This is a genomic window from Streptomyces sp. NRRL F-5122 (assembly GCF_001507435.1).
Classification (GTDB): Bacteria; Actinomycetota; Actinomycetes; order Streptomycetales; family Streptomycetaceae; genus Streptomyces; species Streptomyces lannensis.
In genome coordinates this window covers 347,542-366,963 of the sequence record NZ_LMWH01000116.1, presented here as the reverse complement: position 1 = coordinate 366,963, position 19,422 = coordinate 347,542, and the positions used below count along the sequence as shown (strand labels likewise).

The following is a 19,422-nucleotide window of genomic DNA, read 5'->3' as shown; positions in this document are numbered from 1 at the left end:
GCGAGACGGCCGTGCGTGCGGGTTTCCCGTCACGCGCACGCACCGCGGTACCGGGCCGGGACCGGGCGGCAGGCCGCATGGCGGCGCGCCGGGCGTTCGGCCCTCGGCCCGTACCCCTCGCGGACGAACAGGTCGAGGGCCCTCCGACCGTCACCGGCCGCCGACGGCCGCCTCAGAGTGCGAGGGCGACGGCGGAGGCGGCGCCGCCGATCCCGAGGGCGAAGGCGGCCGCGGCCCAGCCACCCTCCCCCCACCGGAAGAACCGGTCGAGGGCCAGTCGGCCGGGACCGGTGGCGGCGACAGCGAGGGCGACAACGGCGATGCAGACGTTGTACTCGACCCCGCCGTCCCGGTCCCACAGCCCATGAGCCGCGGTGACGGACACCATCGCGTTGATCATCACGCCGATGAGGGCCGCGGCCGCGAGCGGGGTGAACAGCCCCAGAGCGAACCCCAGGCCGCCGAGGAACTCGGAAAGGCCGGCGATCGCCGCATAGACCTCTCCCGGGTGATAACCGAGGGTTGCGAATCCCCTGCCGACGCCCTTCAGACCCTGGCCGCCGAACAGGCCGAAGAGCTTCTGGGCACCGTGCCCGGCCAGGAGCAGGCCGAAGGTCAGCCGGATGAGCAGCAGGCCCCAGTCGCCGGCGAGCCTCGCCGATCCAGCGCTGTGCCGTGCGGCCGGCTCAGTCGGAGCCGGCGGCCGGTCCGAACCCTGCTTCTCCATATCGGTGCTCCGCCCACGACGCGGAGACGTGACCGAAACCTGTGCGAAAAGGCACGGATTCATGGTCGCCGGTGAACGTCTGTATGTCTCGGCAGAACGCCGGCCACCTCTGTTCAGCCTTCCCCGAAAGCATCGCCTTCGCACGCCTCCGCTTCCGAGAACGAGATTTCGAAGACACCGTCGGGGTGCGGAATTCCCGAAGGTCTCCAAGTCTGGGTGCAGTCCAGATCCGGTGGCATTCCATCCACACTGGGAAAATCGGCATCACACCGCGGTGCGACCGCCGTCGACGGGAAGCACGGCGCCGTGCACAAAACCGGCCGCGTCACTCGCGAGGTAGACGATGCCTGCCGCGATCTCCTCGGGGGAAGCCGGCCTGCCGGCCGGGGCCTGCGCGGCGAGGCCCGCCAGGTCGTCCCCCATGGGCGCGGTTCCCTCGGTCCTCGTCGGGCCGACGAGGACAGCGTTGACACGTACTCCGCTGGGCCCGTACTCGGCCGCCCACGACTTCGTCAGAAGGTTCACCGCGGCCTTACTGGAGCCGTACAGCGCCATCCCGGGCACACCGTACTCGGACACCATGGTGCTCACGTTGACGATCGCGCCCCTGGCGCGCTCGGCCATGCGCGGTGCGAGCTCGGCGACCAGGAAGAACTTCGCCTTGACGTTCAGCGAGTAGACGGCGTCGAACTCCTCCTCGGTGAACCGGTCGGTGGGCCCGAAGGGGTAGATCCCCGCATTGTTCACCAGGATGTCCACCCGGCCCCCACCCAGTTCGGTGGCGCGGCGGGCCAGTTGCCGTGCCGACTCGGCACCGCGGAGGTCGGCCGCGACGAAGTCCGCCTTGCCGCCCCGCCCCCGGACGGTCTCCACGACGGCGTCACCGCGCTGCTGGTCGCGGCCCGCGACCAGCACATGGGCTCCCCGCTCGGCCAGGGCAAGCGCGGTCGCGGCCCCGATGCCACTGGTCGCGCCGGTCACCAGCGCGACGTTTTCCGCGAGGGACAGCGAATTCATGATGACGCCTTTCGTTATTCCGAATCCCCGGGCTCTGATTCCCGAGCCCGGCGAAACCGCCTGATTGCGATGGACCCATGCCATCACACAGCGCAGATTTCCGACCACTCGCGGCCACAGGGATCGGTTATGGCGACCAAAGATAAATATTCTGCCCTCGCGGAATCTGCGATTTCCCCGGGAAGGTCCCCGGTATTCGCTGGACCCGATCCGCACGGTGGAGACGGCCCCATGCCGGCACTGCGGCGATTGGACTGCGCCGTCGGCAGGCGTCAGCCAGGCGACGGCTGCTCGAACGCGGCGATCAGGCGCCCCAGATCCTGACGACGGGAGGCGGCCGGCCACACGGCCCATGTCCGGCGGACGATGGGATGCCCGGCCAGCGGCGACCACGCCACATTGCCGGGAATCGGGTGCGGCCAGTCCGGCGGAGCGAGCGCGAAGGCCCGTCCCGCACTGACGGCCGCGAGTTTCACCTCCGCGATGAGCCGCTGCCCTTGTGGCGCCTGCGCCCCCGGGTCCAGGCCGTGGCTGCGCAGAATCGCGGTCAGCTCGTCGTACCAGGCGGGGCTGTCCGCCCGGGGAAAGGCCAGCCACTCCAGACCGGCCAGCGCATCGAGCGCGATCCCTTCCGGTCCGGACAGTTCAGCCGCCTGCGGCGCGGCCAGCAACACCCCGAGTTCTTCTCTGTTGACCAGCATCGCGTCGAACTCCTGCCCGATCGGCCGCTCCCGCAGCAGACCCACATCGAGCTCGCCGTCGTGCAACGCGGACAACTGCTCCGTCGTGGACAGATGCCGCGCCTGCACACGGGTGTCAGGGCAGGCCTCGGCCAGCTCACCGAGCGCGGGGGTCAGCAGTCGCGAAGGAAACTCCAGTGGAATGCCGATCCGCAGCACACCGCCGCCCCCGCCGGCGAACCGGGCCATCCTCCGCAGCGCCTGATCGTGCCGGGCCAGCACCGCACGCGCCTCCCCCAGCAAGGCGGCCCCCGCGTCGGTGGCACGTACGCCGGTACTACTGCGCACGAGCAACTTCACCCGGAGCTGCCGCTCCAGACCACCGACCGTCTGGGACAGTGCCGGCTGGCTGACATGCAACCGCCGGGCCGCGGCCGAGAAGCCGCCTTCCTCGACCACGGCCACGAAGGCGTGCAACTCCCGCAACTCCATGCACCCATCGCACCATGGGAGCGGTCGCTCCAGCCACCACGGCCAGAAGCTGGCCTTATATCCCATATCGCCACAATGAATGACCCTCTGGCCATGAATTTTCGGATTAGAGAGGTTATACGGAGCACCAGGCGGGGTACCGGGTGCCCTGCAGTGGCCACTCGCGGTCCGTCGGAGTCGGCGGGCCGCCTCGCGGGGCAAGTCCGCCCGTCGGGTGCACCCACGAAGGAGCAGGATGCAGCGCTGGCTGCCGTTGGCGACGAACACTCCCCCCACCCTCTGGCGGGGGTACAGGTGGGTTGTCCTGTGGTCCGTCCCCATCGTGGCCGTTCCCGTGGCAGACCTGTTCCTACCGCCGGACATCCATCTCGCGTACCTTCTCGTGGTCCCGCTCGCGCTCTCCACGGCCTTCGCGGACACGCGCCGCACGGCCGCCCTCTCCGGACTCGCCGTGGCGGCGCTCATCGCCGCGGGTGCCGAGCGGCATGCACTGACCACCGAGAACGTTCTGGTGCAGTTGCTGTCCCTGGTTCTGTTCTCGCTCCTGCTCCTGATCGTCACCCGGGTGAGGGAGCAGCAGCAGCGCCAGCTGGCCGGAGTCCGCCGGGTCTCGGAGGCCACACAGGCCGTTCTGATGCGCCCGCTGCCGCGGCGTTCAGGACCGGTGTATCTGGCCTCCACGTATGTGGCCGCGGAGGCCGAGGCCCGTATCGGAGGCGACCTCTACGCATTGGTCCGCACGGCCGGGGCGACCAGATTGATCATCGGGGACGCCCGCGGTAAAGGGCTCGACGCCATCGGCGACATCCAGGCCGTCCTCGGCGCGTTCCGCTTCGGTGCGAACCAGTACTCCACACTCTCCGACCTGGCCGCCGCCCTGGACCGCAGTGTGCGGTGGGACCTGGCGCAGACGTCCGGCCCGGAGACGGCCGAGTGGCCCGGGGAGCGCTTCGTGACGGCCGCCGTCCTGGAGATCCCGGACTATGAGCCCCGTGCGCGCCTGTTCAGTTTCGGCCATGTGCCTCCGCTCCTGCTGCACGACGGCGCCGTCCTGCCCATCGACGTCCGTGACCCCGCGCCCCCGCTGGGGCTCGGAGCTCTGGCCGAGTCCACCCACACGCCCGTCACCTTCCGCTTCGCCCCGGGCGACCGGCTGCTTCTGTACACCGACGGAGTCAGCGAGACCCGGAACGAACAGGGCGCCTTCTACCCGCTGGTGGAGCGACTGACCGCCTGGACCGAGCAGCGCCCGGAGACGCTCGTGCGGACCATCCGCGAGGACCTCCGGGAGTTCTCGGGCGGGTGCCACGCGGACGACATGGCCCTCATCGTGCTGGAGCGGGACGAGTCGCCGGTGCGACCCTGCGTGCTTCCGACGGCACGGCGCCTGTGACGTCCGCCGAACACCTCGGACGTCCGCACCGCCACAGGCCGGTGCAGTGAGCAGGGCAGCGGCCTGCCCGGGATCGGCCCGCCGTGCGTGAACGACCCGGAAACCCGACCTTGCGGGACCGGTCAGTCCTGGGCGCGCTGGTAGGCGGCGAGCAGGAACAGCCAGATCTCACTGACGGTCGGGAAGCACGCCACCGCGTGCCGCAGCCTCTTGAGCGGGACCTCCCCGGCCACCGCGACGGTCGCCGAGTGCAGCAGCTCGCTGACTCCCGGACCGACGAACGTCACCCCGAGCAGGATCTCCCGGTCGACATCGACCACCATCCGGGCATGCCCCTGGTAGCCGTCGGCGTAGAGGTTGGCTCCCTGGGCGGCGTTGAAGTCGAGATCGATGGTTTTGATGCGGTGTCCGGCGGCGGCCGCCTGCTCGGCGGTCACACCCACCGCGGCCGCCTCCGGGTCGGTGAAGAACACCTGGGGAACGGCGTGCTGGTCGGCCGTGGTCGCATGATCGCCCCACGGTGAGTCGTCCACCGCGAGGCCACCCGCCCTGGCCCCGATGACATCACCCGCGGTCCGGGCCTGGTACTTGCCCTGGTGGGTCAGCAGAGCCCGGTGATTGACGTCCCCGAGCGCGTACAGCCAATGCCCGTCCACCCCGCGGACCAGGCACGTCGTGTCCACGTCCAGCCACGCCCCCGGGGTAAGCCCCACCGTCTCAAGGCCGATGTCCTCGGTCGCGGGGATGCGTCCCGTGGCGAACATGACCTCGTCCGCCTCCAGTTCACTGCCGTCGTCCAGGGTGACCGTGACCGGCCCGCCTGCGTCCGAGCGCCGCAGCGCGGTGACCTGCACCCCGATCCGTACGTCCACACCCGCCTCGGTCAGACCGCGCTCCAGCAGTTTCCCCGCGAAGGACTCCATCCGGGGCAGCAGCCCGCGGCGGGCGAGAAGAGTGACCTGCGAGCCCAGTCCCTGCCACAGGGTCGCCATCTCGACCCCGACTCCGCCGCCGCCCACGATCGCGAGCCGGCCGGGCACCGTGCTGGAGTCGGTCCCGTGCCGGTTCGTCCAGGGCCTTGCCTCCCGGATGCCGGGGATCTCCGGCAGGAGAGGCAGGCTGCCGGTGGCGACGGCCACCGCATGCCGCGCGGTGAGGGTGTGCCGGGCGCCGTCGTCCCGGGTCACCGTGACCCGGCGCGGGCCGTCGATGCGCGCATGCCCCCGGAACAGGTCGGCGCCGAGGGACTTGACCCTCTCCGCCTGCTTGGAGTCGTCCCAGTCCGAGACGTAGTGATTGCGGCGGGCGAACACCTGAACAGTGTCCAGATCACCTGTGACCGCCTGCCGGGCACCGTCCACACGGCGGGCATCGGCGACCGCGATGACCGGCCTCAGCAGTGCCTTGCTCGGCACACACGCCCAGTACGAGCACTCGCCGCCCACGAGTTCCCGCTCAGCGACGGCCACGGTGAGCCCGGCCGCGCGGGCCCGGTCGGCGACGTTCTGACCGACCGGACCGGCACCCAGCACGATGACGTCATAGGTGTCGCTTGCCTGGTTCTCCGCTGTTTCACTCATCGTGTTCCCTCGCATCGTGATCGCGGCGGAGCAACTGCGGTCCATGGACCCGGGGCGGCTGGTCTGACGGGTCGTTCCGGGCGTGGAAGTGCGTCGTTCCGCTTTCGGCCCATGTAACCGCGCGGAGTCCGGCGGTCACCACAGCCGGGCCATGGGTCTCACGAACAGCGGCCACAAGCGCCCCTTTTGGACGCACAGGGGAAAACGGGCCGCCTGGCGTGAGCGCCGATCCACCGTCACGGACGGCGCGACCGGCCCGTGTGCGAGCCACTCGCCTGCCGCACACATTCGTGCGGCAGGATGGGGCCATGAGCGTAGTCAAGATCAACGTACTGACCGTCCCGGCCGAGCAGCGGGAGACGCTGGAGAAGCGCTTCGCCTCACGTGCCCACGCGGTCGAGAGCTCCGACGGGTTCGAGTGGTTCGAACTCCTCCGGCCGGTCGAGGGCACCGACGACTACCTCGTCTACACACGGTGGCGTGACGAGGAGTCCTTCCAGGCGTGGTTGGAAGGACCTATGAAGGCAGCCCACCAGGGCGCCGGCGGGGAAGGTGGCGAGCGGCCGAAGCCGGCGGCCAGTGGGTCGACGTTGTGGTCCTTCGAGGTCGTCCAGCAGGCGGCGCCGAAGAACGCGTAGGCGGGCCGCCGCCGCATCTGGACCACGGCCTTCGGGGCACATACGGGACCGCGGGCACCGGCCCCTTATCGCAGCTTCGCGCGGCTGCGCGCCCACCCCGTACCGCGTGACACGCGGCATGGAACCCGGCCGATGCGACCTGAGCCGGTGGAGCCGATGTGCTTCACCGGCTCCATGGCACCGGCAGCCGGAAAGCACCGACGCAATCACCCGGTTGGGCCAACCGCCCCAGACGGAACGACCCAACGCACGGCACGCACCGGGGAGCGTCGCCGGTCCGGCCGTTTCACCACGTCGGACGGACCCTCGGGCGACGGGGGCGACGTGTGTCCTCCCCTGGACCACGCCGCCCCGCTCCCGCCCTCGCGGCGTGGCGTCTACCCACGCCGAGCCCCATCACTCCGTGCCCGTCGCTCGACGAGTATCTGGGGGATGCCGGCTCCGCGAAGCGGCGGCGCCACAGTGGGACTGCGCTGCTCGCACTGGGCATACACAGAGCGGCGAAGAGCGGGCAGACGGCAGAAGAAGGGCCGCTGCGGCGGGTGACCCTCATGGGTCCGGGCAGGCCGTGCCGGGCCGTCGCTGCAAGGGTGGGAAGACCGAGGGGTGGGAGCGTGGATGTCTCAGTCGAGGCGGGGGATTCCGTCGCGTCGTGGTGCGGCGGGATACGGCTGGAGGTGTATCCGCTGATGGGGCGCCCCGGCGTGCGCGCGATCGGGGAGATCGGCCTCGACACCCGAACCGCCTGGCGGGAGGCGCTCGCCCGGCTGGTGCGGAGCAGTGCGGACCGCCTTCATGTGGACCTGTCCCGGGTGACCTTCATCGACGTGGCGGGAGTGACGGATCTGGCGGTGGCCGCGCAGTCTCTGTCCGGGGGGCGGAGGATTGTGGTTCACCGACCGCCGCCGCAGTTGGCGCGCGTACTCGCAGTCTGCTGGCCCGAGCTGGGTGGGATCGAGGTGACACCGTGACCAACGCTGTGACCACGGATGAGATGTTCGTGCATCCGGCGCTGTTCTATCGCGGCGAGCAGGAGTTCCTGGCAGGCACGGTTCCCTTCGTCCTGGCCGGTCTGGCCGCGGCGGAGCCGGTCGCCGTCGCCACCCCGCCCGAGCACCTCCAACTGATCAGACACCATCTCGCTGATCGCGCCGACGAGGTGCACTTCGTGGACATGACCCGGGCCGGCCGCAACCCGGGGTGGATCATTCCGGGGGTGCTGCGCAGGTTCGCCGACGCCCATGACGCCGGCCGTGTGCGCATCATCGGTGAGCCCGTCTGGGCCGGCCGCAGCCATCTGGAGTACCCGGCGTGCGCGCAGCACGAGGCGCTGATCAACGCCGCGTTCGTCGAGCGTGAGGTGACGATTCTGTGCCCCTACGACACCGACGGACTCGACCCGCGTGTGCTCGACGACGCCCTTGCCACACATCCGCTGGTGATCGACGGCGCCGGTGAGACCGCCTCGGCCGCCTACAGCCCCGAACTCGTCGTCGCACGCTACAACGAGGTCCTTCCCGTTCCGCCGGACGCCGAGACGTACCACTTCGAGAGCAGCAGTCAGCTCGCCGGGGCACGCGAGTTCGCCGTCCGGTACGGCGGACGGACGGGCCTCGACGGACGGCTGCTGAACGATCTGGCCCTCGCGGTGGCCGAGTTGACCACGAACAGCGTCATCCACGGTGCCGGCTCCGGAACTCTGCGGATCTGGACGGAAGGCGAACGGATCGTCTGCGAAGTGCACGACGCGGGGCGCCTCGTCGATCCACTGGCCGGCCGGCGCCCTCAGGTACCCAGCGAGCCCGGCGGTCGAGGGCTGCTCCTCGTCAATCACATCGCCGACCTGGTGCGTGTCCACACCGGCGAAACCGGGACCACCATCCGGTTCTACCTCGGCTCTTGACCACCCTCGGCCGGCGACCGGGCGACGACATGCCTAACCCCGGTGCCCCGCTTAGGCTGGCCAGGTCCGCCACCGAGACCCTGTCCGGGTCACTCGAGTCGATTCGGGACCTACGGGAGCGATCATGGTCGACAACCCCCTGATTCTCGTGACCGGGGCGGCCGGAAGCGTGGGGGCGGTGGGACACCGTGTGGTGAAGAACCTGCGGCGACGGGATCTGAGGGTGCGCGCCCTCGTCCACCGGGAGGACGAACGCGCGGACGCCCTGCGCTCCACGGGGGCCGAGGTGGTGGTGGGCGATCTCGCACGCGCGGAGGACGTCGTCCGGGCCCTGGAGAACTGCGACCGCATGTATTTCGGCATGGGGGTCTCTTCGCAGTACCTCGAGGCCGCACTCGTCACCGCCGCCGCCGCACGTGCCCAGGGACAGCTGAGGATGTTCGTGAACATGTCGCAGATGACCGTCTCCCAGATGGACCTCACCAGCACGGCCGAATCGACGCAGCAGCGTGAGCACTGGCTCATCGAGCAGGTCCTCGACTGGTCCGGCCTTCCGGTCACCCACATCCGCCCGACGGTCTTCATGGAGAACCCGATGTTCTCCCTGTTCTGCTTCGCCACGATCGCGCAGGACGACACCATCCGGCTTCCCTTCGGGACGGGACGCACCTCACCTGTGGCGGCCGGCGACGTCGCCGATGCCGTGGCCGCCGTCCTCGCGGACCCGGCTCCGCACGTCGGGCGCGTCTACGAACTGACCGGGCCGGTGTCGCAGGACATGTCGGCCATGGCACAGGAGTTCGGCTCGGTCCTCGGGCGCCCCGTGAGCTACATCGACACTCCCTACGACCAGTTCGTCGACGAGCTTCGGCGCCGCGGCCTGCCCGACCACGTCGTCGATCATCTGTCGACCATGGCGCGCCTGCATGCGCAGAACCGCTACGACCGCCTGACCCACGACGTCGAGAAGATCACCGGCCACCCCGCGACGGGCGTAAGGGCCTACGTCGAGGACAACCCGGAGCTCTTCCGCCCGGCGACGTGACGTGGGGCAGGGGACTCCCGATCTCGGCCCCGTACGGACTCGGGCGAGTTCTCCGGGGTTCTGTCCCTCCGGAATGGCGCGAACTGCCGCTCGTCGAGGCGCCCTTGCGCCTCGAGTCCTCGTCACGACGGCGGCCCGTCGCCTCTCACCCGGCGTCGTCGACCTCGCGCACCAGCTCGATCGCCCTGGCCAGGGTGTTCAGCCGCTCCTGTACCGTCCGCCCCGCCGGATACAGACGGACGGTGTCCACACCGGCGTCGCGCCACACCCCGAGCCGCTCACGCACCATGGGCTCGGTGCCGATCAGCGTCGTGCCGAGGACCATGTCGTCGGTCACCAGACGGGCGGCACCGTCCCGGTCGCCCGCCTGCCACCGCTCACGCACTTCGGCGGCCACCGCCGCCCAACCCTGGCGGCTGTAGGCGTTGTTGTAGAAGTTGGTGGAGGCGGTGCCCATACCGCCGAGGCTGAAGGCGAGTTCCTTCTTCCGCTCCGCGGTCATCGCACCGAGTGCGTCCTCATCGGAGGCGAAGGCAACCTCGGCGCCCTGGCAGACGTCCAGTTCGGAGCGCGTGCGCCCGGTGCGGGCCAAGCCGTTGTCGAGGTGGGCGAAGTAGGCGTCGGCCGCGCCTTCCGGTACGAAGCTCGTCCCGAGCCAGCCGTCGGCGACCTCCCCCGTCAGTTCCAGCATGGCCGGTGACAGCGAGGCGAGGTAGACGGGGATCTCGTGCTCGGCCCGCATCGACAGCCGCATCGGCACGCCCTCACCGCCGGGCAGTGGGATGCTGAACGCCGCGCCGGAGTAGGAGAGTTTGCCACCGGCGAACACCTGGCGCACGATGTCCACGGTCTCCCGCACACGCCTCAGCGGCCGGGCGAAGGGCACTCCGTGCAAGCCCTCGATCACCTGAGGGCCGGAGGCACCGAGGCCGAGCAGGAAGCGCCCGCCGGACAGGTTGGAGAGCGTGATGGCGGTCTGCGCGACGGCCGTGGGGGTGCGCGTACCCACCTGCATGATGCCCGAGCCCAGCAGCATCCGGTCGGTGAGCGCGGCGTAGTAGCCGAGTGCGGAGGGGCCGTCGGACCCCCAGGCCTCGGCCACCCAGCACACGTCCAGGCCGAGTTTCTCTGCTTCCACGACGAAGTCCGTCTGCTCCGACCAGTTTTGGCCCCCGGAGGCCTCGACGGTGGTGGCGGTGCGCATCAGTGTTCGGCCCGCTTCTTGATGGCCCCCAGGGTGGCGGTGATGTTGCGTTCGAACTCGCGCAGCCGCACGAACACGATCTTCTGCTCCTTCTCCGGCATGCGGTCGATGGCCAGGGAGAGGCCGGAGCGGCCCGGCCCCAACTGCATCCATTCCGACAGCTCGGTTCCGGCGTCCTTGGCCCGGAGACGGAAGCGCCAGACCGCGGAGGGCCGTTCCGGGTCCTCCACCGCCCAGGCCAGCGACCGACCCGGTTCGCACTCGATGACATGTGAGGTGGTCTGCCACTCCCCCAGGGCGTCGTGCCTGCTGCGGCCGACGAACCGGGCGCCCACCGCTGGACCGGCGGCGCCGTCGAGCCACTCGACCGACTGGAGTTCCTCACTCATGTCCGGCATGAGCTCGATGTCGCTCACCAGTGACCAGACCCGCTCCGGCGGAGCGTCGATCCAGGTCCGCACCTCGAGGGTGGGTTTGTCCGCGTAGCGTGCGCCCGTCCACTCCAAGTCGGCCGGCCTCCTCGTCATCAAGGGGTTGACCACCAGAGTTGCTTCACAAGACTCTAGGTGTCAAGGGGAGCGCACCTGCCCCGACGCGCTCAAGCGGCGCCGAACCTGCGCCGGACGTCCGGCCGGCGCCTGAGCCGTTCCGGGTATCCCGGCCCCATCCGCATCGACGTGTCCTGCGCCTCCAACGGCCGGCGGCAGACGGCGCACACGACCTCCGCCGCGGTGTCATGGCCGCAGGTGTCGTGATGGAACACGACGGGCACGCCCTCCTCGCCCGCCAGCCAGCGGTCACCCCACCGCGACATCGCGGCGAGTACGGCGAACAGTTCGCGGCCCTTCTCCGTCAGCACGTAGTCGTAGCGCCGCGGCTCGCCCTGGTAGAGCCGCCTGTCCAGGACACCCTCGTCCACCAGCCGACGCAACCGGTCGGTCAGGGTGTTGCGGGCGATCCCCAGTCCCTGCCTGAAGTCGTCGAAGCGGCTGACCCCGTAGAAGGCCTCCCGCAACACCAGCGGCGTCCAGCAGTCACCCAGCAGATCCATGGACCGTGCGATGGAGCACGGCCAGTTCTCGAACGACGTCCGGTTCATGCTCCGTACGATATCGAGTCTCGCCATGAAACCAGGCTGGTGAGCGCCCGAGGACGTCCGGTCCGGTCCGTCCGCGGCCACCGGCCATGCCCATTGCCGGATGCGGCCGCCACGGGGTGCGGGCGCACGTCCTGGACGCGGATCGGACGCGGCCAGGGGAGTGACCGCCGCGCGGGTGATGTCCGGGCGAGCGGCACGCCGTCGTCGTCCTGCTCTCTCCCGCGCAAGTCCTCTGCCGCACGCGGCGCTTCGGCGGCGGCACGCGCGCAGGGCCTCTTCAACACGACCGGCCGTGTGCTCACCGCCCTCGCCTCCGGGGTGCACGGAGCGTGCTAAGGCAGGAGATTATGAGACAGTCCCGATTCGCGGTACGCGTGTCCTCCCTCATTCTCGCCGCCGCCTGCACCTTCACCGGAGCCACGACGGCACAGGCGGCTCCGCAGACAGTGGCCACGGGCTACGCGGCCCTCGGCGACTCCTACTCGTCCGGGGTCGGAGCCGGCACCTACATCGCCTCCAGCGGCAACTGCCTGCGCAGCAACCACGCCTACCCCGCCCTGTGGGCCTCGACCCACGCGGTGTCGTCCTTCGCCTTCGCCGCGTGCAACGGTGCTCGCACAAGTGATGTCATGAACCGTCAGCTCGGCTCGCTCACCCGTCGCACCGGTCTGGTCAGCCTGACCGTCGGCGGAAGTGACTCGGGGTTCTCCGACGTCATGATGACCTGTGTGCTGCGGGGAACCACCGCGTGTGTGTCCGCCAACGCCGACGCGCGCACGTACATGGACACCACCCTTCCGGGCGATCTGGACCGTCTTTACGCCGCCATCAGCAGAAGGGCTCCGGCCGCCCGCGTCGTCGTCCTCGGGTATCCGCACCTGTACAAGCTCAGCGGCAGCTGCATGGCCGGTCTCTCGGACACCGCACGGGCTGCCGTCAACCGCTCCGTCGACCGTCTCAACACCGTGATCGCCAAGCGCGTTGCCGACCACGGGTTCACCTACGCCGACGTCGCGGGCGCCTTCTCCGGTCACGAGATCTGCTCCGCCAGTCCCTGGCTGCGCAGTGTGAGCCTGCTCGCCGTCGTGGAGTCGTACCACCCCACCTCCACGGGGCAGTCCCACGGCTACCTCCCCGTCTTCGCCAAATCGGCCTGAGCCCGGGCGCCGGACGGTGGGCCGTCGGCCCGCTGTCCGGCGCCGTGACCGACCGGGGCAGGCCCGGTTCGACGGGAGGTCGGCTGCCGGAGCCAGGGGGCGTGTGTCATGCGCCCGGGGGCCTCGCCGCAGGTGTGCGCCGCGGCGGCAGACGGATTGCTACGGGGCGGGGAGGTTTCGTGCCATGGTGGTTCGGGAAACGGGGGACGCATGACGGGTTCCTCAGGCCCGCCCCGGGACGAGCGACCCCAGCACCACGGACTGCGTTCACGCTGGCACAACTCGGCTGCCGGACGGCTGTGGCAGCACGGCAGCGAGATGGAACTGCTGCACCGCTCCATGGGCCTCGCCGCGCTGGCTCTGGTCACGCTCGCCCCACTGCTCATCGTCATCGCTGCCGCCTCCCCCTTCCAGCACCGTGGCTTCGCCTACTGGGTCATCGACGGCATGAGTCTTTCGGGGCATCCCGCGGACGCCGTGAGCCATCTGTTCGCCACGCCCCGCAGGGTGCTCAGCGCCACCAGCGTCTTCAGTGTCCTCGCCGTCGCGCTGTTCGGCCTCACCTTCGCCTCGAGCGTGCAGACCGGCTACGAGCGGGTCTGGAGCCTGCCCGCGGGTCGCTGGCACACCGTCTGGCGCCGTGCCGTGTGGCTCACGGCCCTGACGGCGTATCTCTTCGCCGAGGTGCAGAGCGGTGCCGTGCTGGACAGCTCGGTGCCCCAGTCCTCCGTCCGCATCACGCTGACCGTCCTGTTCGGTGCGCTGTTCTTCTGGTGGGGGCAGCACTTCCTCCTCGGGAGCCGGGTGTCCTGGCGGGCACTCCTGCCCGGGGCGGTCTCCACCATGTTGGGCCTGGTCGGGCTGCGTTGGTTCTCCTACCAGGTGTTCTCCCCGCTCATCGTGAACAACGCGGTCACCTACGGCGCCATGGGCACCGTCCTCGTCGTGCAGTCCTGGCTCATCGGGGTGGGCTTCGTGGTCTTCGGAGGTGCACTGCTCGGTCGTCACATCCACGAGGCACACAGACGGTGGAGGCCTCGACGAGCGTCTCGACCCGACCTGCGCTGAAACGCGCCGTAGCGACGGGGACTTCTCGACAAGGATGTGACCGTCGGGCACCGGGCCCATTGCGCCCGGCGCGATCCGGCCCTGGGGCGACAACGCGCGAACCCCGCCCCCTGGGCGGGGACGGGGTTCGTGATGGAGCGCCGGGCAGGCCTTGCACCTGCATCTCCCCGCAGGAAGCGGGACGTCTTTCCTTGGACCACCAACGCACTGCCGGGCGCCGCGAGTTCCAGCGACCTGCTGTGCGTCAATCCTAGCGCATGTCCCTCACTCCTTCGGAGCCGCCGATGCGGTGGCCCAGCGACAGGGAGACGGCCACGCTCAGCGCGGCCGCGGCTCCGGCGCACAGCACCGCCCAGGAGCCCGCGAACGTACAGGCCACAATCGCCAGCGCGGTGAGCGGCAGCACGGCCTGCTGACCGAGGGACCGCTTGAAGTGGCGCGCATGCAGCAGCCAGGTGAAGAAGACGAATCCGGCGGCGGGCACGGTGACCGATGCGGCGGCTGTCGCCGTGCCGATGTGCGCGTCGCCGGCCACGTGGGCGATCGCCACCTGGAGTCCCGCACCGATGGCGGCCGCCGTCGCGAAGACGAGGTAGTGACCGTATCCCCACAGGAAGGCGCTCCTGCCGCCACGGAGATGCTCGTGGATGGGTACGACGAAGTAGGTCCAGTAGGCGGAGAAGACGAGCAGCAGTCCCCCTGCCGCGATCGGCAGCAGCTCCGTCGAGCCGCCCCTGTCAAGAGCCCGCTGGACGGCCACGGTCGCGGCCGCGACCGTCTCGCCGAGGACGATCAGGGTGAACAGCCCGTAGCGTTCGGCGATGTGGTGGGGATGCCACGAGGTGGCGTTCGGGCGCTCGGCCACCACGGGAACGGCGAGCTCGGCGGCCGCGAGCAGGAGGAAGACCCACGCCTTCATGTGGTGGTGCAGCACGAACCCGAACGCCACCCAGCCGATCTGCACCAGGACGACTCCGAAGGCGTACCGCAGGGCCGTGGTTCGGGCAGCGCCCCGCTCAGCCCGTGCCGCCCTGAGCCACTGGGTGGTCAGGGCCAGCCGCATGACCACGTAGCCGACCACGACGATGGAGTAGTCCGAGCGGTCGAAGGCGCGGGGCACGCCTGCCGCCAGGACGAGGACGCCCGCGATCTGCAGCAGTGTGGTGAGCCGGTAGGGCACGTCGTCCGTGTCGTACGCCGACGCGAACCAGGTGAAGTTCATCCAGGCCCACCAGACGGCGAAGAAGATCATGGCGTAGCCGACGATGCCGTGAGCGGCGTGCCCCTCGACCAGGGCGTGTTCCAGCCTGGTACCGGCCTGTGCGACGGCCACGACGAAACAAAGGTCGAACAGGAGCTCGAGCGGAGTGGCGACGCGGTGCTCCTCCTCGGGGTCGCGCCTGATCATGCCCCGCAGCAGGGACCCCGTCGACCCTCCGCCGCCCTGCGACCCTTCGCCGCTTCCGGTCACGCTTCCTGCTCCTCTCCCGGCGCCCGCCCATGCGGAAGCCCCTCGGCACACGGCCACCACCGGTCACGACGAGCCGGACGGGTGCGGGATACGTCCGGTACCCGTCGCCGTCCACGGTCATGGTGATGCGCTTCGGGTCGATCACATCATCACCGTCGACGGGCCTGCTCAGCGGGTCGGGACGGCGACGCGCGTCCCGGCGCGCGTCAGTGCGCCGACAGACCGACCCCCCCGTGCGATCAGGAGAACGACCTTCACCGCTTCCAGAGCCGCATGGTGCAGATGCCCCCTCCACCGCGGCAGGTCCTCGCCGGCCAGAACCCGGTCGGACCGCCGGTTGAGCCGTGGGCGGACGGCGCCCAGCTGCACGACGAGCAGGGCGACCAGAACGCCCGTGAGCACGACCAGGGAGCGCGGTGGTCCGCTGACTCCCACGGTCACGGCGACCGCCGCCGCCAGGACGGTCTCGGCGATGTTCATTGCGCGGAAGACGAGCCTGCCGATGCCCAGCCCGACGGGGATCGTCACCCCGGGCGCGCGGAACTCAGCGGGGCTTCGAGGAAGGAGATCGCCAGGACCATCCCGAGCCATACGAAGACCACCGCACTCGCGATCGCGGCACCGGTCGTGTTCATCGTGTCCTTCGCCCTCTTGCCCATCGGCCACGGCACCCGGTCCTCCCGGGCCCGCGCCCATCATGGGTACCTGGCCGACAGGGCGAACGCCATCCGTCGAACTCCGGCGCCGTTCCGACGCACACCCGGCCCCGCGGTTCCGCATCGGGCCGCGTCCAGCTCCACGATCTCCTCGACCGCGAGCCGAGACCCACGAACAACACCGCCACCGGCGAACCGGACACCGTTCGCCGGCCCGCAGCGCCCCGACAACGCACGCGCGACCCCGACCGGCTACGGCCCGCCCCCCTCGCCGACCCCCGCGCCCCTCGGAGGCGTACTCGGTCCGGACGAGCGAGGGCCCGGCACCGAGGTGCCGGGCCCTCGCCGTGCCGCATCAGACCGCGTCCAACTCCGCGATCTCCTCGGACGTGAGCTTGAGGTCCGCGGCGGCGACCGAGTCGCGGATGGTCTCGGGACGGCTGGAGCCGGGGATCGGGACGACCACGGGAGACTTGGCGAGCATCCAGGCCAGGCAGACCTGCTGCGGGCTGACCCCGTGCGCCTCGGCGATCCGGGCGAACGGCGCATACGCCGAGCCCAGTTCGCTCGCCCGGGAGATACCGCCCAGAGGGCTCCACGGCAGGAACGCGATGCCCAGTTCGTCGCAGAGGCGGAGCTCCGGCTCGCTGGAGCGGAAGGCCGGCGAGAACTGGTTCTGGACGGAGACCAGGCGGCCGCCGAGGATCTCCCCTGCCAGACGGATCTGGTCCGGGTCGGCGTTGGAGACGCCCGCCATGCGGATCTTGCCCTCGTCGAGGAGATCGCGCACCGCTCCGACGGACTCCGCGTAGGGAACCTTGGGGTCGGGCCGGTGGAACTGGTAGAGACCGATGGCCTCCACGCCCAGCCGGCGCAGGGAGGCCTCGCAGGCCTCCTTGATGTGCCGGGGGGAGCCGTCGAGCGTCCAGCTGCCGTCGCCGGGGCGCAGGTGGCCGCCCTTCGTGGCGACCAGGACATCGGCGCCCCGCTCGTGGGAGGCGAGGGCCTTGGCGATCAAGGTCTCGTTGTGACCGACCTCGCCGGCTTTCAAGTGATAGGCGTCCGCGGTGTCGATGAGCGTGACGCCCGCGTCGAGCGCTGCGTGGATGGTGGCGAGGGAGCGCGCCTCCTCCGGCCGTCCCTCGATCGACATGGGCATGCCGCCCAGGCCGATCGCGCTGACCTCGACGTCACCGATACGGCGGGTATGCATGGGCTCGTGACCTCTTTCGGCTGTCGCAATCGGGTGGCCGGACCGGCCTCCCCCGGGGCGGTGCCCCGCAGCGGTGCCGGCGCGTCCTCCAGCCTGACCCTCCGCCGATCACAGGTCCAATAGAAGAATGCGAACGCATTCAGCAGTGCGCCGCATGAATGGGCGGCACGGTCGGGCGACACGGCCATGGAGCGTCGGGCCAGGGCTCCCACTCAGGCACGGCCCGCAAGCGGATCCCCGACGCGGAGGTGCGCGTCTCATGGAGCGGGGCACTAGAGCGAAGGCCGGTTCCATGATGCGGGCCACGCACAGGAGCCGGCCGACGCTTGGTGACGCAACGTGAGGCAACCATTCACTCGTTCGATTCGTATAACTCCGTGGAAGCACAGCGCCCCGGCGGGCGGCGGTGACGCCGGAGCGTCACCGTCCGCTTGACGGGGCAGCACCGAACAAGGAGAGACGATGCGACCCTTCGCACTCAACTACGCTCGCAGTGCCGAGGAGTTGGAGGTCAGCGCTCCGTATAGCTACGACTCCAGACTGCAGTTGAACGTGCTTCCCGACGGGCGAATCGCCGCACACGAACACGCAGTGTTGCGGGAATGGGGGGCCACGACCTCCACCGCGGGCTCGAAGACCCACTTCGACGACTGAACACGGAACGTCGACTATGACCGTGCTGATCCTCACCTGTGAACAGGACGTGACCGCGGACATGGTGGTGGCCGAGCTGAACGGGGCCGGAGTCCCCGTCGTCCGGCTGGACCCGGCCGACCTCCCCGGCGTCGTCGCGCTCTCGGGCGAGTACGTACACGGCTCCTTCCACGGGCACCTGTCCACGGCCGGCCGGCTGGTGAGCACCGACGGGCTGCGGTCGATCTGGGTACGCAGGCCGGGCGAGCCCGCCGCACACGTCGCCGAACCGTCCGCCTGGCTCACCGAGGAGACTTCACAGGCCCTCTACGGCATGCTGCACGCCACCGGCGCACGGTGGATGAACCGCCCCGAAGCGGCCCGGCGGGCCCGCAGGAAACCCTGGCAGCTCCATCTCGCCCAGCGCAGCGGGCTCCCCGTACCGGCCACGTTGATCACCACCTTTCCGCAGGCCGCCCGGGACTTCGCCGCGCGCTTCCCCGATCTTGTGGTCAAGCCCGTCTCCGGCACCCACCCCGAGGACCCGCCCAGGGCAGTGCCCACCAGCCGCATCGCCCCCGACGCCGACTTCGCCGCCGTCGCCTTCGGTCCGACCCTGCTCCAACGGCGGATACCGAAGCGCGCCGACGTCCGCCTCACCGCCGTCGGCGAGCGCCTTCTGGCCGCCCGCAAGCCGGCCGCTCCCGACCCGGATCACGTCGACGTCCGCTTCGCCCCGTCCGTCGGGCCATGGCAGCCCGTCGATGTCCCGGCGAGTATCGCGACGGGTGTGCACACCTATCTGCGCGAGGCCGAACTGGCCTACGGAGCCTTCGACTTCGTGGAGGACTCCGACGGGATCTGGTGGTTCCTGGAGTGCAACCAGTCGGGTCAGTTCGGTTTTGTGGAGTTGGACACGGGCCAGCCGATCGCGGCCACCGTGGCGAAATGGCTGGCAGGTCACGAGCCGGAACCCGGGCCCCATGCCACGCCGGCGGCACGTCCGACATGACGGCCACCGCTCTTCCACGACGTACCGGCCCCGTGCGCCGCGCCGCACACCGCGCTCTGCGCCGTCCGCGGCCCGCATTCCGCGCGCACACGCTGAACCGCCGCGGCCGATTCTGGTGCGGGACGACGTCCGGCTCCGCCTGACGGCGGGAATGCGGGAGTTCATCGAGGCGAACGCCGACTGGCTCACCGTGTTCGAGTTGCCTGCCCACCCGCAAGACGGCCTGCTACCGGGCTCACTCCCGACCTTTGAGCGAAGCCGGGTCACCTGGGCAGGTACTGGCCACGCCATGGCCAACGCCCACCCGGCGGTACGCGCAGTGGTGCCACGGCACACCGCATCGAACGAGGAGGACGGGGTGGCGAAGGTGCTGGAGAGCCTCTTCACGACCCGTCAGGCGTGAGCAGGCGGCCCTCTTGTGACACCCCTGTGAC

The 19,422-nt window shown here is 70.2% G+C and carries 18 protein-coding genes and 2 pseudogenes; 10 read left to right on the top strand and 10 right to left on the bottom strand.

All coding sequences use genetic code 11. The features are described from left to right. Window positions 1–172: 172 nt before the first annotated feature. From ADL25_RS14700 to ADL25_RS14690, 3 genes are all read right to left on the bottom strand, one after another. Window positions 173–727, bottom strand: a complete 555-nt coding sequence (locus ADL25_RS14700) for a DoxX family protein (protein ID WP_079050341.1) — start codon at window positions 725–727, stop codon at window positions 173–175. A gap of 264 nt (window positions 728–991) precedes the next feature. Continuing rightward, the gene (locus ADL25_RS14695; protein WP_107116596.1) at window positions 992–1,744 is read right to left on the bottom strand and encodes an SDR family NAD(P)-dependent oxidoreductase; all 753 of its coding nucleotides are present in this window, start codon (window positions 1,742–1,744) and stop codon (window positions 992–994) included. 272 nt (window positions 1,745–2,016) lie between these two features. Continuing rightward, window positions 2,017–2,916, bottom strand: coding sequence for a LysR family transcriptional regulator (locus ADL25_RS14690; protein WP_059128140.1), 900 nt, complete (start codon window positions 2,914–2,916; stop codon window positions 2,017–2,019). Window positions 2,917–3,250: 334 nt separating this feature from the next. On the opposite strand from ADL25_RS14690, the gene ADL25_RS14685 reads away from it, so the two are divergent. Continuing rightward, on the top strand, window positions 3,251–4,309 hold the full coding sequence (locus ADL25_RS14685; RefSeq protein ID WP_234380910.1) for a PP2C family protein-serine/threonine phosphatase: 1,059 nt from the start codon (window positions 3,251–3,253) through the stop codon (window positions 4,307–4,309). A gap of 122 nt (window positions 4,310–4,431) precedes the next feature. Here ADL25_RS14685 and ADL25_RS14680 read toward each other — a convergent pair whose 3' ends face one another. Then, window positions 4,432–5,889, bottom strand: coding sequence for a dihydrolipoyl dehydrogenase family protein (locus ADL25_RS14680; protein ID WP_059128211.1), 1,458 nt, complete (start codon window positions 5,887–5,889; stop codon window positions 4,432–4,434). Window positions 5,890–6,197: 308 nt separating this feature from the next. On the opposite strand from ADL25_RS14680, the gene ADL25_RS14675 reads away from it, so the two are divergent. From ADL25_RS14675 to ADL25_RS14660, 4 genes are all read left to right on the top strand, one after another. Beyond that, the gene (locus ADL25_RS14675) at window positions 6,198–6,527 is read left to right on the top strand and encodes an antibiotic biosynthesis monooxygenase family protein (protein WP_059128139.1); all 330 of its coding nucleotides are present in this window, start codon (window positions 6,198–6,200) and stop codon (window positions 6,525–6,527) included. Between the two features lie 614 nt (window positions 6,528–7,141). Then, complete coding sequence (locus ADL25_RS14670) at window positions 7,142–7,498, top strand: STAS domain-containing protein (protein ID WP_059128138.1); 357 nt, start codon at window positions 7,142–7,144, stop codon at window positions 7,496–7,498. Between the two features lie 23 nt (window positions 7,499–7,521). Then, on the top strand, window positions 7,522–8,430 hold the full coding sequence (locus ADL25_RS14665) for a sensor histidine kinase (protein WP_181923391.1): 909 nt from the start codon (window positions 7,522–7,524) through the stop codon (window positions 8,428–8,430). A 124-nt stretch (window positions 8,431–8,554) separates the two neighbouring features. Continuing rightward, entirely contained in the window at window positions 8,555–9,475 is a 921-nt protein-coding gene (locus tag ADL25_RS14660) for an NAD(P)H-binding protein (protein ID WP_181923235.1), read from the top strand. A 145-nt stretch (window positions 9,476–9,620) separates the two neighbouring features. Here ADL25_RS14660 and ADL25_RS14655 read toward each other — a convergent pair whose 3' ends face one another. From ADL25_RS14655 to ADL25_RS14645, 3 genes are all read right to left on the bottom strand, one after another. Then, window positions 9,621–10,679 (bottom strand): LLM class flavin-dependent oxidoreductase, encoded by a 1,059-nt coding sequence (locus ADL25_RS14655; RefSeq protein ID WP_059128136.1) that lies wholly within the window; start codon window positions 10,677–10,679, stop codon window positions 9,621–9,623. Next, the gene (locus ADL25_RS14650; protein WP_059128135.1) at window positions 10,679–11,185 is read right to left on the bottom strand and encodes an SRPBCC family protein; all 507 of its coding nucleotides are present in this window, start codon (window positions 11,183–11,185) and stop codon (window positions 10,679–10,681) included. Before ADL25_RS14650 ends, ADL25_RS14655 begins: the two co-directional genes overlap by 1 nt. 92 nt (window positions 11,186–11,277) lie before the next feature. Continuing rightward, the gene (locus tag ADL25_RS14645) at window positions 11,278–11,778 is read right to left on the bottom strand and encodes a winged helix-turn-helix transcriptional regulator (RefSeq protein ID WP_059128134.1); all 501 of its coding nucleotides are present in this window, start codon (window positions 11,776–11,778) and stop codon (window positions 11,278–11,280) included. A gap of 347 nt (window positions 11,779–12,125) precedes the next feature. Here ADL25_RS14645 and ADL25_RS14640 point away from each other — a divergent pair, with 347 nt between their 5' ends. Together ADL25_RS14640 and ADL25_RS14635 are read left to right on the top strand one after the other, a co-directional pair. Next, window positions 12,126–12,935 (top strand): SGNH/GDSL hydrolase family protein, encoded by an 810-nt coding sequence (locus tag ADL25_RS14640; RefSeq protein ID WP_059128133.1) that lies wholly within the window; start codon window positions 12,126–12,128, stop codon window positions 12,933–12,935. Window positions 12,936–13,145: 210 nt separating this feature from the next. Further along, complete coding sequence (locus ADL25_RS14635) at window positions 13,146–14,003, top strand: ribonuclease BN (protein WP_059128132.1); 858 nt, start codon at window positions 13,146–13,148, stop codon at window positions 14,001–14,003. Window positions 14,004–14,253: 250 nt separating this feature from the next. On the opposite strand, the gene ADL25_RS14625 is transcribed toward ADL25_RS14635, so the two are convergent. The 3 genes and pseudogenes from ADL25_RS14625 to ADL25_RS14615 form a co-directional block, all read right to left on the bottom strand. Further along, on the bottom strand, window positions 14,254–15,411 hold the full coding sequence (locus ADL25_RS14625) for a low temperature requirement protein A (RefSeq protein ID WP_079050357.1): 1,158 nt from the start codon (window positions 15,409–15,411) through the stop codon (window positions 14,254–14,256). Window positions 15,412–15,642: 231 nt separating this feature from the next. Next, window positions 15,643–16,109 (bottom strand): annotated as a pseudogene (locus tag ADL25_RS14620) (hypothetical protein). A 376-nt stretch (window positions 16,110–16,485) separates the two neighbouring features. Beyond that, window positions 16,486–17,343, bottom strand: a complete 858-nt coding sequence (locus tag ADL25_RS14615; protein WP_059128130.1) for an aldo/keto reductase — start codon at window positions 17,341–17,343, stop codon at window positions 16,486–16,488. 462 nt (window positions 17,344–17,805) lie between these two features. On the opposite strand from ADL25_RS14615, the gene tgmA reads away from it, so the two are divergent. The 3 genes and pseudogenes from tgmA to ADL25_RS50485 all read left to right on the top strand — a co-directional run. After that, window positions 17,806–17,997 carry a putative ATP-grasp-modified RiPP gene (gene tgmA, locus ADL25_RS14610; RefSeq protein WP_059128129.1) on the top strand — a complete coding sequence of 64 codons (192 nt, stop codon included), beginning with the start codon at window positions 17,806–17,808 and terminating at the stop codon, window positions 17,995–17,997. Between the two features lie 16 nt (window positions 17,998–18,013). Beyond that, a complete protein-coding gene (tgmB, locus tag ADL25_RS14605) occupies window positions 18,014–18,988 on the top strand; it encodes an ATP-grasp ribosomal peptide maturase (RefSeq protein WP_059128128.1) in 975 nt (324 codons plus the stop codon). A gap of 82 nt (window positions 18,989–19,070) precedes the next feature. Next, window positions 19,071–19,391, top strand: a pseudogene (locus tag ADL25_RS50485) (HAD family hydrolase); the annotation flags it as partial. Window positions 19,392–19,422 lie beyond the last annotated feature (31 nt).

Bases quoted from the DNA above. Each gene is read 5' to 3' on its own strand.
- ADL25_RS14700 (WP_079050341.1), bottom strand. From the start codon at position 727: ATGGAGAAGCAGGGTTCGGACCGGCCGCCGGCTCCGACTGAGCCGGCC.
- ADL25_RS14695 (WP_107116596.1), bottom strand. From the start codon at position 1,744: ATGAATTCGCTGTCCCTCGCGGAAAACGTCGCGCTGGTGACCGGCGCG.
- ADL25_RS14690 (WP_059128140.1), bottom strand. From the start codon at position 2,916: ATGGAGTTGCGGGAGTTGCACGCCTTCGTGGCCGTGGTCGAGGAAGGC.
- ADL25_RS14680 (WP_059128211.1), bottom strand. From the start codon at position 5,889: ATGAGTGAAACAGCGGAGAACCAGGCAAGCGACACCTATGACGTCATC.
- ADL25_RS14675 (WP_059128139.1), top strand. From the start codon at position 6,198: ATGAGCGTAGTCAAGATCAACGTACTGACCGTCCCGGCCGAGCAGCGG.
- ADL25_RS14665 (WP_181923391.1), top strand. From the start codon at position 7,522: ATGTTCGTGCATCCGGCGCTGTTCTATCGCGGCGAGCAGGAGTTCCTG.
- ADL25_RS14660 (WP_181923235.1), top strand. From the start codon at position 8,555: ATGGTCGACAACCCCCTGATTCTCGTGACCGGGGCGGCCGGAAGCGTG.
- ADL25_RS14655 (WP_059128136.1), bottom strand. From the start codon at position 10,679: ATGCGCACCGCCACCACCGTCGAGGCCTCCGGGGGCCAAAACTGGTCG.
- ADL25_RS14645 (WP_059128134.1), bottom strand. From the start codon at position 11,778: ATGAACCGGACGTCGTTCGAGAACTGGCCGTGCTCCATCGCACGGTCC.
- ADL25_RS14640 (WP_059128133.1), top strand. From the start codon at position 12,126: ATGAGACAGTCCCGATTCGCGGTACGCGTGTCCTCCCTCATTCTCGCC.
- ADL25_RS14635 (WP_059128132.1), top strand. From the start codon at position 13,146: ATGACGGGTTCCTCAGGCCCGCCCCGGGACGAGCGACCCCAGCACCAC.
- ADL25_RS14625 (WP_079050357.1), bottom strand. From the start codon at position 15,411: ATGATCAGGCGCGACCCCGAGGAGGAGCACCGCGTCGCCACTCCGCTC.
- ADL25_RS14615 (WP_059128130.1), bottom strand. From the start codon at position 17,343: ATGCATACCCGCCGTATCGGTGACGTCGAGGTCAGCGCGATCGGCCTG.
- tgmA (WP_059128129.1), top strand. From the start codon at position 17,806: ATGCGACCCTTCGCACTCAACTACGCTCGCAGTGCCGAGGAGTTGGAG.
- tgmB (WP_059128128.1), top strand. From the start codon at position 18,014: ATGACCGTGCTGATCCTCACCTGTGAACAGGACGTGACCGCGGACATG.